The sequence below is a fragment of the Mycolicibacterium arseniciresistens genome (genome assembly GCF_030519285.1).
Taxonomy (GTDB): domain Bacteria; phylum Actinomycetota; class Actinomycetes; order Mycobacteriales; family Mycobacteriaceae; genus Mycobacterium; species Mycobacterium arseniciresistens.
On record NZ_JAUMSQ010000046.1, the window covers coordinates 1 to 17691 of the forward strand.

General features: G+C 69.1%; 4 protein-coding genes. 3 read left to right on the plus strand and 1 reads right to left on the minus strand.

Going from position 1 to position 17691, the window contains the following annotated elements:
• Positions 1-11097: type I polyketide synthase (locus Q2100_RS09150; protein ID WP_302913772.1), on the minus strand; the 11097-nt coding region annotated here is incomplete at its 3' end.
• Between the two features lie 262 nt (positions 11098-11359).
• On the opposite strand from Q2100_RS09150, the gene Q2100_RS09155 reads away from it, so the two are divergent.
• From Q2100_RS09155 to Q2100_RS09165, 3 genes are all read left to right on the plus strand, one after another.
• Positions 11360-12781: a condensation domain-containing protein gene (locus Q2100_RS09155; RefSeq protein ID WP_302913796.1), complete on the plus strand. Its 1422-nt coding sequence runs from the start codon at positions 11360-11362 to the stop codon at positions 12779-12781.
• Between the two features lie 65 nt (positions 12782-12846).
• The gene (locus tag Q2100_RS09160; protein WP_302913773.1) at positions 12847-15843 is read left to right on the plus strand and encodes an MMPL/RND family transporter; all 2997 of its coding nucleotides are present in this window, start codon (positions 12847-12849) and stop codon (positions 15841-15843) included.
• A 71-nt stretch (positions 15844-15914) separates the two neighbouring features.
• Entirely contained in the window at positions 15915-17690 is a 1776-nt protein-coding gene (locus Q2100_RS09165) for an AMP-binding protein (protein ID WP_302913774.1), read from the plus strand.
• The last annotated feature ends 1 nt before the right edge of the window (position 17691 follow it).

Consider the following 17691-nt stretch of genomic DNA (forward strand, 5'->3'; position numbering starts at 1 on the left):
CGCCTCGGCCGGTGCCTCGTCGGCCGCCGGCTCTGCCGCCGCCTCCGCGTCGGGCAGCTGACCCACCAGGTACTCGGCGAGCCCCCCGATGGTCGGGTAGTCGAACACCGCCGTCGCATTGATGGTGAACGCACCGCCGAACTGGCTGTGCAACCTGTTGCGCAGTTCGATCGCCATCAGTGAGTCCGTGCCGAGGTCCAGGAACCGGCTCGTCGCGGCGGGCGGCGACGCCAGGCGCAGGAAGTTCTGCACCTCCTTCTGGAGGAACTCCGTCACGAAGCCCGCACGCTGCGGCACGGGGATCTCCTGCAACTGCTTGAGCAGCTCACTGTCACCGGTCACCTCGCCGACGGCGCTCGGCAGCACCAGGTCCAGGATCGGTGGCCGCGAACTGCCCAGCACCTTCGCCGCACGCTGCCAGTTGGCCCGGATGACGGTCGCCTGGCCGGTGCCGTTCGCGACGACCTCGCCGAGTGCGCTCAGCGCCGCCGCCGGATCCAGCGGGACGAGACCCTGGGCGCTGATGTTGGCGGTCGCGGCCTCCGACGATGCCATGCCGCCCTGTGCCCACGGCCCGAAGTTGATGCCGGTGGCGGGCAGGCCCCGGGACCGTCGCTGCGCGACGAGACCGTCCAGCCACGCGTTGGCCGTGGCGTAGTTCGCCTGACCGGGCGATCCGAACAGGCTGGACACCGACGAGGACACGATGAAGAAGTCCAGATCGTCGTCGGCTGTCAGACGGTCCAGGTGGTACGCGCCGTACGCCTTGGGCGCCAGCGTCGTCCGGAACCGCTCGAGGCTCTGCTGGGACAGCAGCGCATCGTCCAGCACGCCCGCCAGATGCGCCACACCGGCCAGCGGCGGCAATTCCGCGCGGATCCGGTCGAGCAGCGCGACGACGTCGGACTCCTCGCCGACGTCGGCGGTGAAGACGTGCACGCGGCACTTGTAGCGCTCGGTGATCTCCTCGATCACCTTCTGCGCCGCCGGATCCGGCGCACGCCGGCTGGTCAGCACGATGTCACCGGCGCCGAGCTGGGCCAGATGCGACGCCGTGTGAAGACCGATCGCACCGAGCCCACCGGTGATCAGGTAGCTCCGATCTGGCTTCGGCTGCAACGGGTTCGGGATCTGCACGACGATCTTGCCGATGTGGCGCGCCTGCTGCATGCGCCGGAACGCCGCCCTGGACTCGGTCAGCGGGTAGATCTCCGCGGGCAGCGGAGTCCACTCACCGTCGGCCAGTCCGTCCGACACCTCGGTGAGCAGGTCGCGGATGCGATCGGGGTCGGTCAGCATCACCGTGTCCAACGCGACGATCTCGTAGTCGATGTCGGGTCGGGCCTCGGTCATCTGCTCCGGCGACCAGATGTCGCGCTTGGCGATCTCGGCGAATCGGCCGTTGCGGGCGGTGGCCTTCAGCGTCGCCTCGATGAACCCTTCGCTGGTCAGGCTGTTGAGCACCACGTCAACGCCGGCACCGCCGGTGTCCGCCAGGATCTGATCGGCGAAATCGGTTGTGCGCGAATCGTAGACATATTCCACACCCAGCTTGCGCAGCGTGGCCCGCTTGAAGGTGCTGGCCGTGGCGAAGACCGTCGCACCGCACCGCTGTGCCATCTGGACCGCCGCAAGGCCCACGCCGCCGCTGGCCGCGTGGATCAGCACCTTGTCGCCGGGCTTCAGCTGCGCCCAGTCGAACGACAGCCGGACCGTCAGCGCCGCGGCGGGAATCGTCGCGGCCTGCACCGCGCTCACCCCGTCCGGGATCGGCGCCAGGAACTGCGACGGCACATTGAACCGGCTGGAGAACGCACCCTGCATGGAGCCGTAGACCCGCTGCCCCACCTCGACGTCGCCGACACCCTCGCCCAATTGCGTGACGACACCGGCGAAGTCACCGCCGATCGGTCCGGGGTCGCCCGGGTAGAGACCGAGAACGTTGAGCACGTCGCGGAAGTTGAGGCCGGCGGCCTCGACGCGGACCTGCACGTAACCCTCGTCCGGCGGCGGCACGTCCTTCTCGGTGATCCGCAGGTTGTCGATCGCGCCGCGCTCCGTCGGGGCCAGCACGTAGTCGCTCCCGCGCGGCACGGTGAGATTGCCGCTGCGCGCCCACGGCACCAACCGGGACGCCAGCAGCTTCCCCTGCCGCACTGCGATCTCCGGCTCCTCGACCGGGGTGGCCAGCATCGCGGCCAGTGCCCGCACCGCCTCCGGTGACCCGTCGCAGTCGACCAGCCTGGCGCGTAGCGCCGGTTCCTCGTTGATCGTGGTGCGACCGAAGCCCCACAGCGCCGCCTGAACCGCATCCACCGGTTCACCGGACTCGGTGGCCACGGCCCGCTCGGTGACGATCCACAGTCCGCCCGGCAGCTTCACGCCGTCGTTCTGCACCGTGTGCACAGCGCTGAGCAGGTTGGACAGCTCGGCCTCGAGCCGCCCGCTCGCGTCGGCGCTCGACTCCTGCGCACTCGGCCCGGTGCTGCGCCAGACGACGCCGGAGAACGGCATGCCGCGCTCGACGGCCTGCGCCAGCACCTGTCCCAGGAGCTCCGGATCGGCCTGCCGGTCGAACGGGATGCAGCCCGGCACCTCGGCTGCCAGTTCGCCGAACCCCGCGATCAGCCATGTGCCACTCGGCGCGACAGCGTCCGCGTCGGCAGGCGGTGTCGGCACCTCGTGCCAGCCGAGGGTGTAGAGCAGCCGGGTGGCGTCGCCGCCGAGACCGCGCAGCAGCGCCTCGCGCGGTGCGCGTTTGACGGTGAACTCGCGGATCCCGCCGAGCAGGCTGCCGTCGCGGTCGAGGAAGTCGAGATCGAAGACCTGCGTCTCACTGTCGAGGCCGCTGTTGTGCCACCTCGCGCGGCAGTAGAACCGCCGGGGCATCTTCTCCTTCAGCGTGACCTGCCCGTACCGCAGCGGCAGGAACAGGTCGTTGACGCCCTGTTCGGCGGCGAGAAGTGCTGGGAATGCCGGGAAGGCGACACCGGTGCACAGGTCCATCAGGACCGGGTGCATCGGTTCGGTTCCGAGGTGCTCGGCGAGTTCCTGTCCGACGAGGATGTCGCCGATCGCCTCACCGTCACCGAGCCACAGCGACTTCAGCGAACCCGACCAGGTCGGCCCCCAGGCCAGTTCCAGGTCGGCGAAGGTCTCGAACAATTCCTGCGGACGCATGCGGGTGCACCGCTCGATGGCCTCGTCGACCGGATCCTGCTCGGGATCCGGATCGTCGCCGGCGCCGGAGACACCGGTCACCACGGCGCCTTCGGCGTTCAACGACCATTCGACGTCGCGCTCACCGTACGGACGGCTGTGCACCTGGAACTTCGACTCGCCGCCGTCGCCTGCCGGGTGCAGCGTCAGCTGCACCTCGCGAGACGCCTTCTCCGGCAGGATGATCGGCTCGTAGAAGAAGACTTCCTTCACCCGCGCCGGCGGACCGACGGCGGCCAGCGCCATCGCCGCGTACGTCGCCCCGGGGACGACGACGGTGCCGTAGATGACGTGATCGGACAGCCACGGCTGTGATCTGACCGACAGCCTGCTCGTGTAGACGACGTCGCCCGAGGCGAGGTCCTTGGCACTGCCCAGGATTCCGGAGACGCCGGCGCCGTTGCTGTCGGAGCCGGTGATCGCGGACGTCTTGGGCCAGAAACGGCGGTGCTGGAAGGGATAGGTGGGCAGTTCCAGCCTGCGGCGGAGCCCGCGGTGCAGCGCCGCGAAGTCGGGCTGGTGGCCGCCGACATAGGCGGCGGCCAGCGCGTCGGCGATCTGCCGCCGGTCGCCGACACCCTTGCGGAGCGAGACGATCGCCCGCGGGGCGGCCAGGTGCTCCGGCCAGACCTGCACGGCGGCGCCGGTCAGCACCGGTTGCGGACCGATCTCCATCAGCACCGAGCATCCGAGGGCCGCCACGGTGCGCACACTCTCGGCGAACTGCACCGGCTGACGGGAATGCCGCCGCCAGTACGGGGCGTCGAGCGGTGTCTGGGCGGTGAGCACGGCGCCGGTTCGGTTGCAGACCAGCGGGAGAGTCGGTGCGGCGAACGTCAACTGGGCGGCATAGGACTCGAACTCGTCGAGCACCGGGTCCAGCAGCTCCGAGTGGAAGGCGTGGCTGGTCTGCAGCCAGGTGCAGCGGATCGCGTCGTCGGTGAACGTGGCGACGATCTTCTCGAGATCCTCGGCCGGTCCCGACAGCACCGTGTTGGGTCCGTTGTAGGCGCCGACCGAGACGCGCGGGTACTCACCGGCGACCTGCTCGACCTGCTTGGCGTCGGCGAACACCGCCACCATCCGACCGCCTTCGGGAAGGCTGCCGAACATCCGGCCGCGTTCGGCCATCAGTCGTGCGCCGTCCTCGAGGCTGAAGACACCGGCGACGCATGCCGCCGCGTACTGGCCCACGCTGTGCCCGAGCACCACGTCGGGCTTGATACCCCACGACTGCCACAGCCTGGCCAGGCCCATCTCGACGGCGAAGAGCGCCGGCTGCGCGAACGACGTGTGCCGCAGCCGCTCTCCGGTCTCGCGATCGGCCGCGAACAGCACCTCGAGCAGCGGGTAGGGCAGGATGCCCTCGACGGCCTCCGCGCAGCGTGTCACGGTCTCGGCGAAAACCGGCTCGGTGTCGAACAATTCACGCGCCATACCCGGATACTGGCTGCCCTGTCCGGTGAACAGCCAGGCCGTTGTCGGATTGTGCGTGTGCTCACCGCGTACGACACCGGGCCGCAGGCGGTTCTGCACCAGTTCGGCCAGGCCGTCGCGCGCCGAGGCGATCGAGTCGACCACCAGGGCGGCCCGGTGCTCGAAGTGCGAACGGCCGGTGCCCGCGGTGACGCAGACGTCGGCGAGGTCAGCGTCCGGATGGATGCTCAACCAGGCCTCGTACCGGCTGGCCAGTGCCGCCAGCGCTTCCGGTGACCGTGCGGACAGCGCCAGCACGTCGACGGGTGCGTCGTGGGCGGTCTGCCCGGCGGGCGCCGGAACCTCGGCGTCGTCCGCAGAGACGTCGGCGGCGGCCGGCTGCGGCGCCTCCTCGATCAGCACGTGGGCGTTGGTGCCGGTGAACCCGAAGGAGCTCACGCCGGCGCGCCGCGGCCTGCCGTTGGCGTGCCACGGGATCGCCTTGTCCACGACCCGCACGGGCAGCGAAGCCCACGGGATGTGCGGCGACGGGTTGTCGAAGTGCAGGCTCTGCGGCAGCAGCTCGTGCTGCAGGGACAACACGACCTTGATCAGACCTGCTGCGCCGGAGGCGGATTCGAGGTGACCGATGTTCGTCTTGACCGATCCCATCAGCAGTGGCCGGTCGGCGTCCCGCGAGCCGCCGTAGGCCGCCGCGGCGGCCTGGACCTCGATCGGATCACCGAGCGGGGTGCCCGTGCCGTGCGCCTCGAGGTAGTCGACGTCGCCGCCGGTCAGCCCGGCGCGCGTGAGCGCCGTGCCGATGAGCCGTTGCTGTGCGCCACCGTTGGGCACCGTCAGGCCGCTGGAGGCGCCGTCCTGGTTCACCGCGGTGCTGGGAATGACGGCACAGATCCGGTCGCCGTCGCGTTGGGCGTCGCTCAGCCGTTTCAGCACGAGCACTCCGCAGCCTTCGCTGCGCACGTAGCCGTCGGCGGAGGCGTCGAAGGTCTTGCACCGCCCGACGGGGGACAGCATCCTGGCGCGCGACGCGGCGACCACCGTCACCGGGCTGATCAGGACGTTCACCCCGCCTGCCAACGCCATGTCGCAGTCGCCGGAGCGCAGCGCCTGGACGGCCTGGTGGACCGCCACCAGCGAGGAGCTGCATGCGGTGTCGACCGCCACGGCCGGACCTTCGAGCCCGAGCGCGAAGGCGACCCGGCCGGAGATCGCGTTGAGCGCGTTGCCGGTGATGAAGTGGGGTTCGATCTTGTCGATGGATTCCGACGACAGCAGGTGGGCGTACTCGTTGGCGGCCACGCCGACGAAGACGCCGGTCTTGCTGCCGCGCAGCGATGCCGGCGAGTAGCCGGCGCGTTCCAGTCCCTCCCAGGCGGTTTCGAGCATCAGTCGCTGCTGCGGCTCGATCCACACGGCTTCGCGCGGCGAGATGCCGAAGAACTCGGGGTCGAAGCCGTCGATGCCGTCGAGGAATCCGCCGAAGCGCGTGTAGGTCTTGCCGGGGGCGTCCGGGTCGGGGTCGTAGAACTCGTCGATGTCGAACCGGTCCTCGGGGACCTCGCGGATCGCGTCGACACCGCCGGAGAGCACCTCCCAGAACGCTTCCGGGTTCGGCGCGCCGGGGAAGCGGCACGAGACGGCGACGATCGCGATCGGGTCGTCCGCGCGCGTCGGGGCCGCGGGACGGGGTTCGGACGGGCCTGCCGCCTGCTCGCTGAGGCCGAGCACGTCTCCCAGCAGCCAGTCGGCGGCGTCGGAGAGTCGGGGGTGATCCATCACGAGGGTGACGGGGATGTCCTTGCCGACGCCCTGCTCGATGCGGCGCCGGAGTTCGACGGCCATCAGCGAGTCCATGCCGAGGTCGAAGAAGCCGGCGTCCTCACGGATCTCGGCGGCGTCGACGCGCGTCACCTCCGCCACCGCGTCGCGCAGGTAATCGGTGAGCAGCCGCTTGCGCTGCTGCAGCGGCGCGTTCGTGAGCCGCTCGACCAGTGGGGTCCTGCCCGACGTCGTCACGACCGGCGCCGAGTCGGCCGCCGGGGCGGGCACCTCGCGCTCGAGTTCGGCGAGGAACGCCCGCCGTCCCGCCTGCTGGTAGAGGGGCAGGAAGCGGGCCCAGTCGATCCGGGCGACCACCCCTTGCGCGGGACCGTTCGCCGAGGAGGCCGCCACGACGTCGGCCAGACCTGCCAGTGCATCGGCTGGCGACAACGTCCGGACGCCGCGCTGCTCGAGCCGCGCACGGGAGTCCGCGTCGGCCATACCCGCCGACCACGGTCCGAAGTTGACGCTGATCCCCGGGACGCCCTGCTCGCGCATCCGCCAGGCCAGGCCGTCGAGGAAGGCGTTCGCCGCGCCGTAGGCGGTCTGACCGTATCCGCCCCACACCGAGGCGATCGACGAGGTGCTGATGAAGAAGTCGAGCTTCAGGTCGGCGGCGGCTTCACTCAGATGCCACGCACCCCAGACCTTTCCGGCGAAGACGCGGTCCACTTCGGCGTCGTCCAGATCGTTCAGCGGGGTGGTGCCGATCTCGCCTGCGGCATGGACGATGCCGGCCAGTGGGGGCAGCCCCGCCTGCATGCCGGCCAGCAGGCGCGCGACGTCGTGTGCGTCGGCGACGTCGGCGGTGACGACCCGGACCTCGCAGCCGTGCTGTTCGTTCAGTGCGTCGATCCGCTGCCGGGCGGCGTCGCTGGGCGCGCGCCGACTGGTCAGCACGAGATGTCGTGCGCCATTGGCAGCGAGGTATCCGGCGGTCTCCAGTCCGATCGATCCCAGCCCACCGGTCACCAGATAGGTGGCCTCGGCGCGCAGTTGCAGCGGTGCGCCGCTCGCCGGTTCCGTCCGCCGCACCAGCCGCGGGACGTAGAGTGCCTCGTCGCGGAGCGCGAGCTGGTCCTCCCGGGAAGCCGGGTCGTGCGCCGAGGTGATCCGGTCGACCAACCGGGACCATTCGCCGGCCTTGTCGCCACTGCCGGCCGACAGGTCGGCCAGTCCGCCCCATACGTGCGGCAGTTCCAGCGCCGCGGCGCGGCCGAAGCCCCACAGCGCACTCTGATCCGGTGCGACGGTGTCGCCGTCGGTGATGCGCTGCGCGCCACGGGTCACCAGCCAGATGGGGCTGCGCAGTTCGGCCGCGGCCGCGGCGCGGAACAGGCGCCGCGTCCCGACCAGGATGCGATGCTGCATCCGCAGCAGTGACCGCATCGACGGCCCGGTGTCGGAATCCGAGTCGAGTGCCGCGACGTGCAGGATGCGCAGCGTGGAGTCATCGGCTGCCGCGGCGCGTAACGCGTCGACGAGCTGTTCGGAGTCGGCATCGGAGACCGGCAGTCCGACGGTCCGGTGCCGGTGGCCGCGCGCATCGAGTGCGGCGACCAGGGGCGCGACGGCGTCGGCGGAGTCGCCGACGATGATCCAGCTGTGGGCTCCGGCGGGCCCGGCGGCGGAGACCGGCGCGGGGGATTCCTGCCAGCGGAACTCGTAGCGGCCGTCGGCGACGGACTGCGTCGAGCGTTGCTGATTGTGTTGTGCGGCAAGCCTGGTCAGCACCTGCAGGGTCTGCTGATCCCCGCCGGGACCGTCCAGCAGTGCGGCGAGTTCGTCGATCCGGCCGTCCTCGAGGAGGCGGACGGCCTGGGTGCGTGCGGCGGGTGGGAGCTGGTCGCTGGTGCTGTCCCCGTCGTCGGTGCGGCTGTCGGGCCGATCGTCGGAGAACCAGTACTGGCGACGCTCGAAGGGGTAGGTGGGCAGGTCGAGCTTGCGGGCGTGCGGCTGCGCCATGGCGGCGAAGTCGGGCAGATGGCCCAGCACGTACGAGTCGGCGACGGCCTCGGTGATCTGCCGGTGGTCGGTGGTGTTCCGGCGCAACGAGGTGACCACGCGCGGTGCGGTGGCCGGGTCGGGCCAGGTGCTCAGCGCTGCGGCGGTGAGCACCGGTCGCGGGCCGATCTCGACCAGCAACTTGCAGTTGAGGCCTGCGAGGGTGCGCACACTCTTTGCGAACTCAACCGGTTGGCGTGCGTGGCGGCGCCAGTAGGCGCCGTCGAGCTTGACGCTCCTGCCGAGCGCGGCGCCGGTGCGGTTGTCGATCAGGATCCGTTGCGGCGCCGCGTACGTGAACCGCTCGGCGTACGACTCGAAGTCGTCGAGGATCGGGTCGAGCAGCGCCGAGTGGAACGCGTGGCTGGTGTCGAGCCAGTCGCACCGGACGTTGTCGGCCGCGAGTCCGGCCACCGCCTTCTCCAGATCCTGTGCGGGTCCGGACAGCACGGTGTTGGCGCCGTTGTAGGCGGCGACGGACAGCGCCGGGAACTCGTCGGTGATGGCCTCGACCCGCTCGGCGGCGGCGAACGCCGCGACCATCCGTCCGCCTGCGGGCAGGCTGCCGAACAGCCGGCCCCGCTCGGCCATCAGCTGCGCGCCGTCCTCGAGGCTGAACACGCCGGCCACGCACGCCGCGGAGTACTGGCCCACGCTGTGACCCAGCACCACGTCTGGGTCGAATCCCCATGACTGCCAGAGGCGTGCCAGACCCATCTCGACCGCGAACAGGGCGGGCTGTGCGTACGAGGTCTGCCGCAGCGTCGCGTCCGCGTCGGGGCTGTCGAGGTCGAAAACGACGTCGAGCAAGGGCTTTTCGAGAACCTCGACCACTGCCGCCGCGCACCTGTTCAGCGTCTCGGCGAACACCGGTTCGGTGTCGAACAGTTCGCGGGCCATGCCGGGGTACTGGCTGCCCTGGCCGGTGAACAGCCACGCCGTCTTGGGAACGTCCTGGGAGTCCCCGCGCACCAGACCCGGTGCCGGGCGGTCATCGGCCAGCGCGCCGAGCAGCTCGACGGCGGACTCCCTCGAGTCGACCACCAGCGCGGCACGGTGTTTGAGGTGCGCCCGCGCCGCCCCGGCGGTGAAGCACACGTCGGCCAGGTTGGCCTCGGGGTGCGAGCTCAAGAAGCCGCGGTACCGGTCGGCGAGCTGGACCAGTGCGGCGGGCGTGTGCGCGGAGAGCGGCAGGATGCTGAACCGGGCCGCCCCCGCGGCGGCGACATCGGGCGCCGGAGCCGCCCCGGCGGCGACATCGGGCGCCGGAGCCGCGGAGATCCGTGCTGTTTCTTCGGGCGCCTCCTCAAGGATCACGTGGGCGTTCGTGCCGGCGAATCCGAATGAGCTGACGCCCGCGATGCGCGGCCGGCCGTTGCTCTTCCAGGGCATCGTCTCGGTGACCACCTCGACGGGCAGCCGGTCCCAGGGGATGTGCGGTGACGGATTCTCGAAGTGCAGGTGCTTGGGCAGGGTCTCGTTCTCGAGCGAGAGGACGACCTTGATGACACCCGCGATGCCCGCGGCCGCCTCCAGGTGCCCGATGTTGGTCTTCGCCGAACCGATCAGCAGCGGCCGGCCGGGGTCGCGCCCGGCGCCGAACGCCGCACCCGCGGCCTGCGCTTCGATCGGGTCGCCGAGCGATGTGCCGGTGCCGTGCGCCTCCAGGTATCCGACGTCGCTGGGCTCGAGGCCGGCGCGCTTCAGCGCATCGGTGATGACCCGTTGCTGCGCAACACCGTTCGGCACGGTCAGGCCGCCCGATGCGCCGTCCTGGTTGATCGCGCTGCCACGGATCACCGCGCGGATGCGGTCACCGTCGCGGAGCGCATCCTCGAGGCGCTTGATGACGATGACGCCGCAGCCCTCACCACGCACGTAGCCGTCGGCGGCGGCGTCGAAGGTCTTGCACCGACCGTCGGGCGCGAGCATCTGCGCGTTCGAGAAGGTGATCATCGTTGCGGGAGTGAGCAGTACGTTGGCGCCGCCGGCCAGCGCGAGGTCGCACTCGCCGAGGCGCAGCGCCTGGCATGCCTGGTGGATCGCGACCAGCGACGAACTGCAGGCGGTGTCGACGGCCACCGAGGGACCCTGCAGTCCCAGGCGGTAGCTGATCCGGCCGGCGGCCGCGGCATTCGACGTCCCGATGGCCAGGTAGGCCTCGATCTCGGGGTAGGTCAGTTCGTCGGACGCCATCCCCAGGTAGTCGTGGGTGGCCAGGCCGACGAACACACCGGTGTTGGTCTCGGCGAGGGCCGTGGGTGCGGTGCCCGAGTGCTCCACCGCGCGCCACGCCGTCTCGAGCAGGATCCGGTGCTGCGGGTCCATCATCCTGACCTCGCGCGTCGACATGCCGAAGAACGGCGCGTCGAAGCCGGTCACGTCGTCGACGAACCCGGCACGGCGGGTCACGACCTTGCCGGGGGCTCCGGGCTCCGGGTCGAAGAACGCGTCGGCATCCCAGCGGTCGGCGGGGATCTCCGACACCGCGTCGCGGCCCTCGCGCAGCACGTCCCAGAAGCCGTCAGCGTCCGGCGCGCCGGGAAAACGCGCCGCATAGCCAACGATGGCAAACCGCTGAGTCGGCTCGGTCGGATTTTGAGCGGATCCCATGCGGTTGTCTCCTTGAGGGGCCTTGCGGTAATTTACGCAGCAGTCAGGCTAACCTACTCGACAGTAGTAACGACCGCGTGAACCAAGATCGAGTGAACTCCGACGCACACTATGGCACGCCTACCCGAGGTATGCGCGCTTCCGTGTCCCGGCTCCGGTCGTGCACGGCGGGTGCGGCCGAACCTCGGGTACGTTGATGCCGCGGCACGATTTGCCGAGCCCGGAAACCGGGCCGAGGAGAAGTGAGCGAAGGGACCGGGTTTTGCGCATCGGGAAGATAACTGTTGGCGCACTTGGTGAATGGTCACTGAGTCCGGGATCGGTCACTTCCTGGCATCCGACGGCCGCCGCTCAGGAAACAGCGAGCCGCGCTCCTGTCAGCTCGGTGCCGGTTAGCTACATGCAGAGCCAGCACCTTCGCAACTACTGCGAACGGGAGGCCGCGGGCCTCAACTTCTCCCGGCAGATCATCGCCAGCTGCGAGGTGGCGGGCACGTGCGACATAGCCGCGATGGACCATGCCGTCAACTCTTACATCCGGCGACACGACACCTTCAGGAGCTGGTTCGAGCAGGCCGATTCTGGCAAATTCGTTAGGCACGCTATCGAAAATCCGGACGCCATCGAATTCATGCCGGTCGATCAGGGCGAGATGACGGTCGAAGAGATCCGCGACCACGTCGTGGCAATCCCGAATCCGCTGGAGTGGGCCTGCTTCACGTTCGGGATCGTCCAGCACGAAGACCACTTCACGTTCTTCGCCGCCATGGATCACGTGCACGGAGACGCCACCTTGATCGGCACAACCATGATGGAAGCCAACGGCATGTACTCCGCCATGAGTGGCACCGGTCAGGCGCTCACGCTGCCCGATGCCGGCAGCTTCGACGATTTCTGTGTTCGCGAGCGTGAGTTCACCTCGACGTTGACGCTGGATTCGCCGGGCGTGCGCGCGTGGATCGAGTTCGCCGAGGACAACAGTGACGGCTTCCCGGAATTCCCCCTGCCGCTCGGTGATCCGAACGAGTCGATGAGCAGCGCCTGGTCCTCTCAGGTCTTGATGGACGCGGCTCAGACGGATCGGTTCGAATCGGCCTGCGGCGCCGCGGGGGCCCGGTTCGTCGGCGGACTGTTCGCCTGCCTTGGCCTGGTGGAGCACGAATTCACCGGTGCGCTGACGTACTACGGGCTCACCCCGAGGGATTCCCGCACCGGTGGCGACAATTTCATGACCCAGGGCTGGTTCACCGGCCTGATACCGATCACGGTGCCGATCGCGGCGACCTCCTTCAGCGATGCCGCGGGCGCAGCGCAGACGTCGTTCGACTCGGGCCTGGACATGGCGAGGGTGCCGTACTACCGGGTCCTGGAACTGGCGCCGTGGCTCAACTGGCCGCGGCCGAACTTCCCGGTGTCGAACTTCCTGCACGGTGGCGCGGCACCGCTGAACGCCATTCTCGCGGCGGGCGAGATGGGCCTGGCGAACAACATCGGTATGTATCCCGACAACCGGTTCTCCTACCAGTTGACGATCTACATCTTCCGGTACGGCGAGGGCACGGTCATGGCGATCATGCATCCGGACAACGCCGTCGCCGAGAAGTCGGTGACGCGATACATGGAGGCGATGAGCTCGGTGACGAGCCGGGTTGCTGACACCGGGCACTGGGGGCGCGTCGCATAGCGGCGGGCAAATGATGGCCATGGGAAATCGGCGATGCGCGAATTCGGCGCGAGGATGAGGGCGACATGCGACGGCTAGCGGACCTCGTTGTGCGCTGGCCGTGGGCGGTGATCGGGGTGTGGATCGCACTGGCGGTCGTCCTGCCGCTGTCGTCCCCGTCCCTCGGCGAGATGGCGGAGAGGAATCCGCTCGCGATCCTGCCGAGCGACGCGCCGTCGAGCGTCACCGCGGCGAAGATGACCGAGGCCTTCAAGGAACCCGGCAACGACAACCTGCTGCTGGTGGCGTTGATCAACGAAGACGGGCTGGAACCCGCCGACGAGGCGACTTATCGAAAGCTCGTCGACGCGCTGCGTGACGACGTGACGGACGTGGTGTCGGTCCAGGACTTCGTCGGCACCCCACAACTGCGTCAGTTCCTCACCAGTGAGGACAAGACGACGTGGGTCCTGCCGGTCGGTCTCGCAGGCGAATTGGGCACCCCGCGGGCGTTCGAATCGTTCAACCGGGTGGCCGACGTCATCAAGACCGCCGTCGCAGGCAGTTCGGTGGACGTGCACCTCACCGGCCCCGCCGCCACGGTCGCCGACCTCACCGTCGCGGGTGAGAAGGATCGGCTGCCGATCGAGATCGCCATCGCCGTCCTGGTCCTGGCCGTGCTGCTGCTGGTCTACCGCAGTGCGGTCACGATGCTGCTGCCCTTGGTGACCATCGGGTCGTCCCTGGTGATCGCGCAGGCGGTGGTGGCGTCGTTCTCCCAGCTGACCGGCTGGGGCGTCTCGAACCAGTCCATCGTCTTCCTGAGCGCGATCATGGCCGGCGCCGGCACGGACTACGCGGTGTTCCTGATCAGCCGATATCACGATTACCTGCGGTCGGGTAAGGACTACGACCAGGCGGTCAAGGCGGCGATGATCTCGATCGGGAAGGTGATCACCGCGTCCGCCACCACAGTGGGCCTGACCTTCCTGCTGTTGAGCTTCACGCAGATGGGGGTGTTCCGGACGGTCGGGGTGTCGGCCGCGATCGGCATCGCCGTGGCATTCCTCGCCGGGCTGACGCTGCTGCCCGCGATCCTGGTGCTCGCCGGTCCGCGCGGCTGGGTCAAGCCGAGGCGTGAACTGACCGCGCGGTTCTGGCGGCGCTCCGGGATCCGCATCGTGCGCAGGCCGGTGCCGCACCTCGTGGCGAGTGTGCTCGTGCTGGGTCTGCTGGCCGGCATCGCCGTCTTCGCGAACTACAACTACGACGACCGCAAGGTCGTGCCTGCCTCGGCCGCGAGCTCGATCGGGTACACCGCGCTGGAACGCCATTTCCCGATCAGCCAGTCGATCCCCGAGTACATCCTCATCCAGTCACCGCACGACCTGCGCAACCCGCGGGCGCTGGCTGACCTCGAGCAGCTGGCGTCGCGCGTCGCACAGCTGCCGGACATCGGCCTGATCAGCGGTGTCACCCGGCCCCTCGGCGACGTGCCACCGGAGTTCCGGGCCACATATCAGGCCGGCCTGGTCGGTGACCGGCTGGCCGACGGCTCGGCGCAGATCGGCCAGCGCAGCGGCGATCTCGGCCGGCTGACCGCCGGCGCCGACACACTGGCCGACAGGCTCGCCGAGGTGCGCGGACAGATCAACCAGATCGCACCGAGCATCCAGAGCCTGGTCGACACGTTCTCCTCGGTGCGCACCGACTACGGCGGCGACAAGCTGGTGCGCGACGTCGAGGTCGCGGCGAAACTGGTGCAGAGCGTCAACGTGCTCGCCAACTCGATGGGCATCAACTTCGCCGCCGTCAGGGACATGTTCGCCTGGATCGGGCCCGTCCTCGCCGCGCTGCAGAACAACCAGGTCTGTGACACGAACCCCTCGTGCAGCGCCACCCGCAGCCAGTTCCAGCGGCTGAACGACGCGAACAACGACGGCAGGCTCGACCAGATCAACGACCTCGCACACCAGCTCCAGGGCGTCGACGACAAGCAGACCCTCAATGCGACGGTGAAGAAGCTCAACAGCGCCCTCTCGAACGTCACCAGGGCGGTCAACGCGATGGGGCTGAACTCCCCCGGAGGTGCGCAGGCGGGTCTGAAGGACCTGCAGCAGGGCGCCAACCAACTGGCCGGCGGAAGCCGGGAGGTGGCAGGCGGAGTGGACGAACTGGTCAAGCAGCTCAAGGTGATCGCCGCCGGACTCAACGAGGCGTCGACATTCCTGCTGACGATGAGGAACAACGCCGCGGACCCGGCGCAGGCGGGCTTCAACATCCCGGCCGAGGTGCTGGGTCTGCCGGACTTCCAGAAGGCCGCCGCGGCGTACGTCTCGCCGGACGGCCGCTCGGTGCGGTACCTCGTGCAGACCAAGCTGAACCCGTTCAGTTCGGAGGCGATGGACCAGGTCAACCAGATCGGTGACATCGCCAGGGACGCCCAGCCGAACACCACGCTCGCCGACGCCACCATCTCGATGGGCGGCTATCCGGTCGCGCTGCGCGACACCCGCGACTACTACCAGCAGGACATCCGGTTCATCATCGCCGCGACCATCATCGTGGTGCTGTTGACGCTGATGGTGCTGCTGCGCGCCGTCGTCGCACCGCTGTATCTGGTCGGCTCCGTGGTGATCTCGTACTTCGCGGCGATCGGCGTCGGCGTGCTGACGTTCCAGTTCTTCCTCGACCAGCAATTGCACTGGAGCGTGCCGCCGTTGGCGTTCGTGGTGCTGGTCGCGGTGGGCGCCGACTACAACATGCTGCTCGTGTCACGAATGCGCGACGAGTCTCCACACAGCATGCGGTACGGCATCATCCGCACCCTCGGTTCGACGGGTGGTGTGATCACCGCGGCGGGTCTGATCTTCGCGGCCTCGATGGCCGGTCTGTTGTTCTCCAGCATCGGCATCGTCATCCAGGGCGGTTTCGTGATCGGGGTGGGGATCCTGCTGGACACGTTCGTGGTGCGCACCATCACGGTGCCCGCCATCGCCGCACTGCTGGGACGGGCGAACTTCTGGCCGTCGCGAATTGCGGCGCAACCGACGGTGTCTCGAACACCGGAACCGAGTGCCTAGCCATGGGCGGCGAGCGCACACACACGATGTATGCAAGGCTTCGGAACGAAGCGGAGCGATCAGGAGTACGGATGACGAAGCTCCCCACGGATTTCAGCGGCACGGATGTCCCCGCATCCACGATCCTGTCGATGCTGCACGGACGCGCCAGCATGCGGCCCGACGACGTCGCGTTCACCTTCACCGAGTACGCCGAGGACCCGTCCGGGATCACCGAGACCGTGACCTGGTCGCAGCTCTCGCGCCGAACCATGAACGTAGCGCGCGAGATCCGGCTGCACGCCTCGGTGGGTGACCGGGCGGTGATCCTCGCCCCGCAGGGCATGGAGTACATCCTTGCGTTCCTGGGCTCCATGCAGGCCGGACTCGTCGCGGTGCCGCTGCCGCTGCCGCATCGCGGCTCGAGCCACGAGCGGGTGAGTTCGGTCTTCCTCGACACCAGTCCGGCGGTCGTGCTCACGACGTCCGCTGCCGCCGAGGACGTCGGCGACTACGTCGATCAGTCCGAGATGGACACCGCACCGAAGATCGTCGCGGTCGACGCGTTGAATCTCGACGTCGCCGCCGACGGGCCGGGCCTCGAGGCGGCCGGGTATCCCAGCACGGCCTACCTGCAGTACAGCTCGGGCTCGACCCGGTTGCCGACCGGTGTCATCATCTCCCACCGCAACCTGCAGGTGAATTTCGAGCAGCTGATGCGCACCTTCTTCGCCGATGCTCAGAACGCCGCCACCGGTGGCACATTCGTGTCGTGGTTGCCCTTCTACCACGACATGGGTCTGGTGCTCGGTGTCTGCGCCCCCATCCTGAGCGGCTATCCCGGTGCGCTGATGAGCCCGGTCGCGTTCCTGGAGAAGCCGTCCCGGTGGCTGCGGGCGCTGGCGGAGAACCCCCGTGCCTTCTCCGCGGCGCCCAACTTCGCCTTCGACCTGGCCGCCCGCAAGACCAAGGACAGCGACCTCGCCGGACTCGACCTCGGCGGGGTGGTGGGCATCATCAACGGCGCCGAACGCGTCGAGCCGGCAACCCTGGAACGGTTCGCAGACCGGTTCGCGCACTTCGACTTCCGGGACCACATGCTGCGGCCGTCGTACGGGCTGGCGGAGGCGACGGTGTTCGTGGCCACCGGCACCTGGAGTGAGTCGGCGGACGCCGCGCACTTCGACGTCGACGAACTGTCCGCGGGCCGTGCCAAGCGGTGTGCGCCCAGAGCCGGCTCCGCGTTGGCGAGCTACATCCTGCCGCAGTCACCCGTGGTCCGGATCGTCGATGTCGACACCAACCGGGAATGCGCGCAGGACGTGGTCGGCGAGATCTGGGTACACGGCGACAACGTCGCGTCCGGCTATTGGAGCAGGCCGCCGGAGGAGCAGCGCTGCTTCGGGGCGACGATCGTCGACCCGTCGCCGGGCACCGTCGAAGGGCCATGGCTGCGAACCGGCGATCTCGGATTCGTCTCCGGTGGCCAGCTTTTCATCGTCGGCCGCATCAAGGACCTGCTGATCATCCGGGGGCGCAACCACTATCCCGAGGACATCGAGGCGACGGTGCAACAGATCACCGGCGGCCGGGTCGCCGCGATCGCGGTCCCGGTGAACAGCACCGAGAAGCTGGTCACCGTCATCGAGGTGAAGAAGCGCGGCGAGTCGACGGTCGAGGCGGGGCACTGGCTCAGCGACGTCAAGAGCGACGTCACCTCCGCGATCTCCAACGCCCACGGCCTCAACGTCGGGGATCTCGTCCTGGTGCCTCCCGGCTCGATCCCCACCACGACGAGCGGCAAGATCCGGCGCGCAGCGTGCGTCGAGCAGTACCGGCAGGACGAGTTCGTCCGGCTCGACGCCTGAC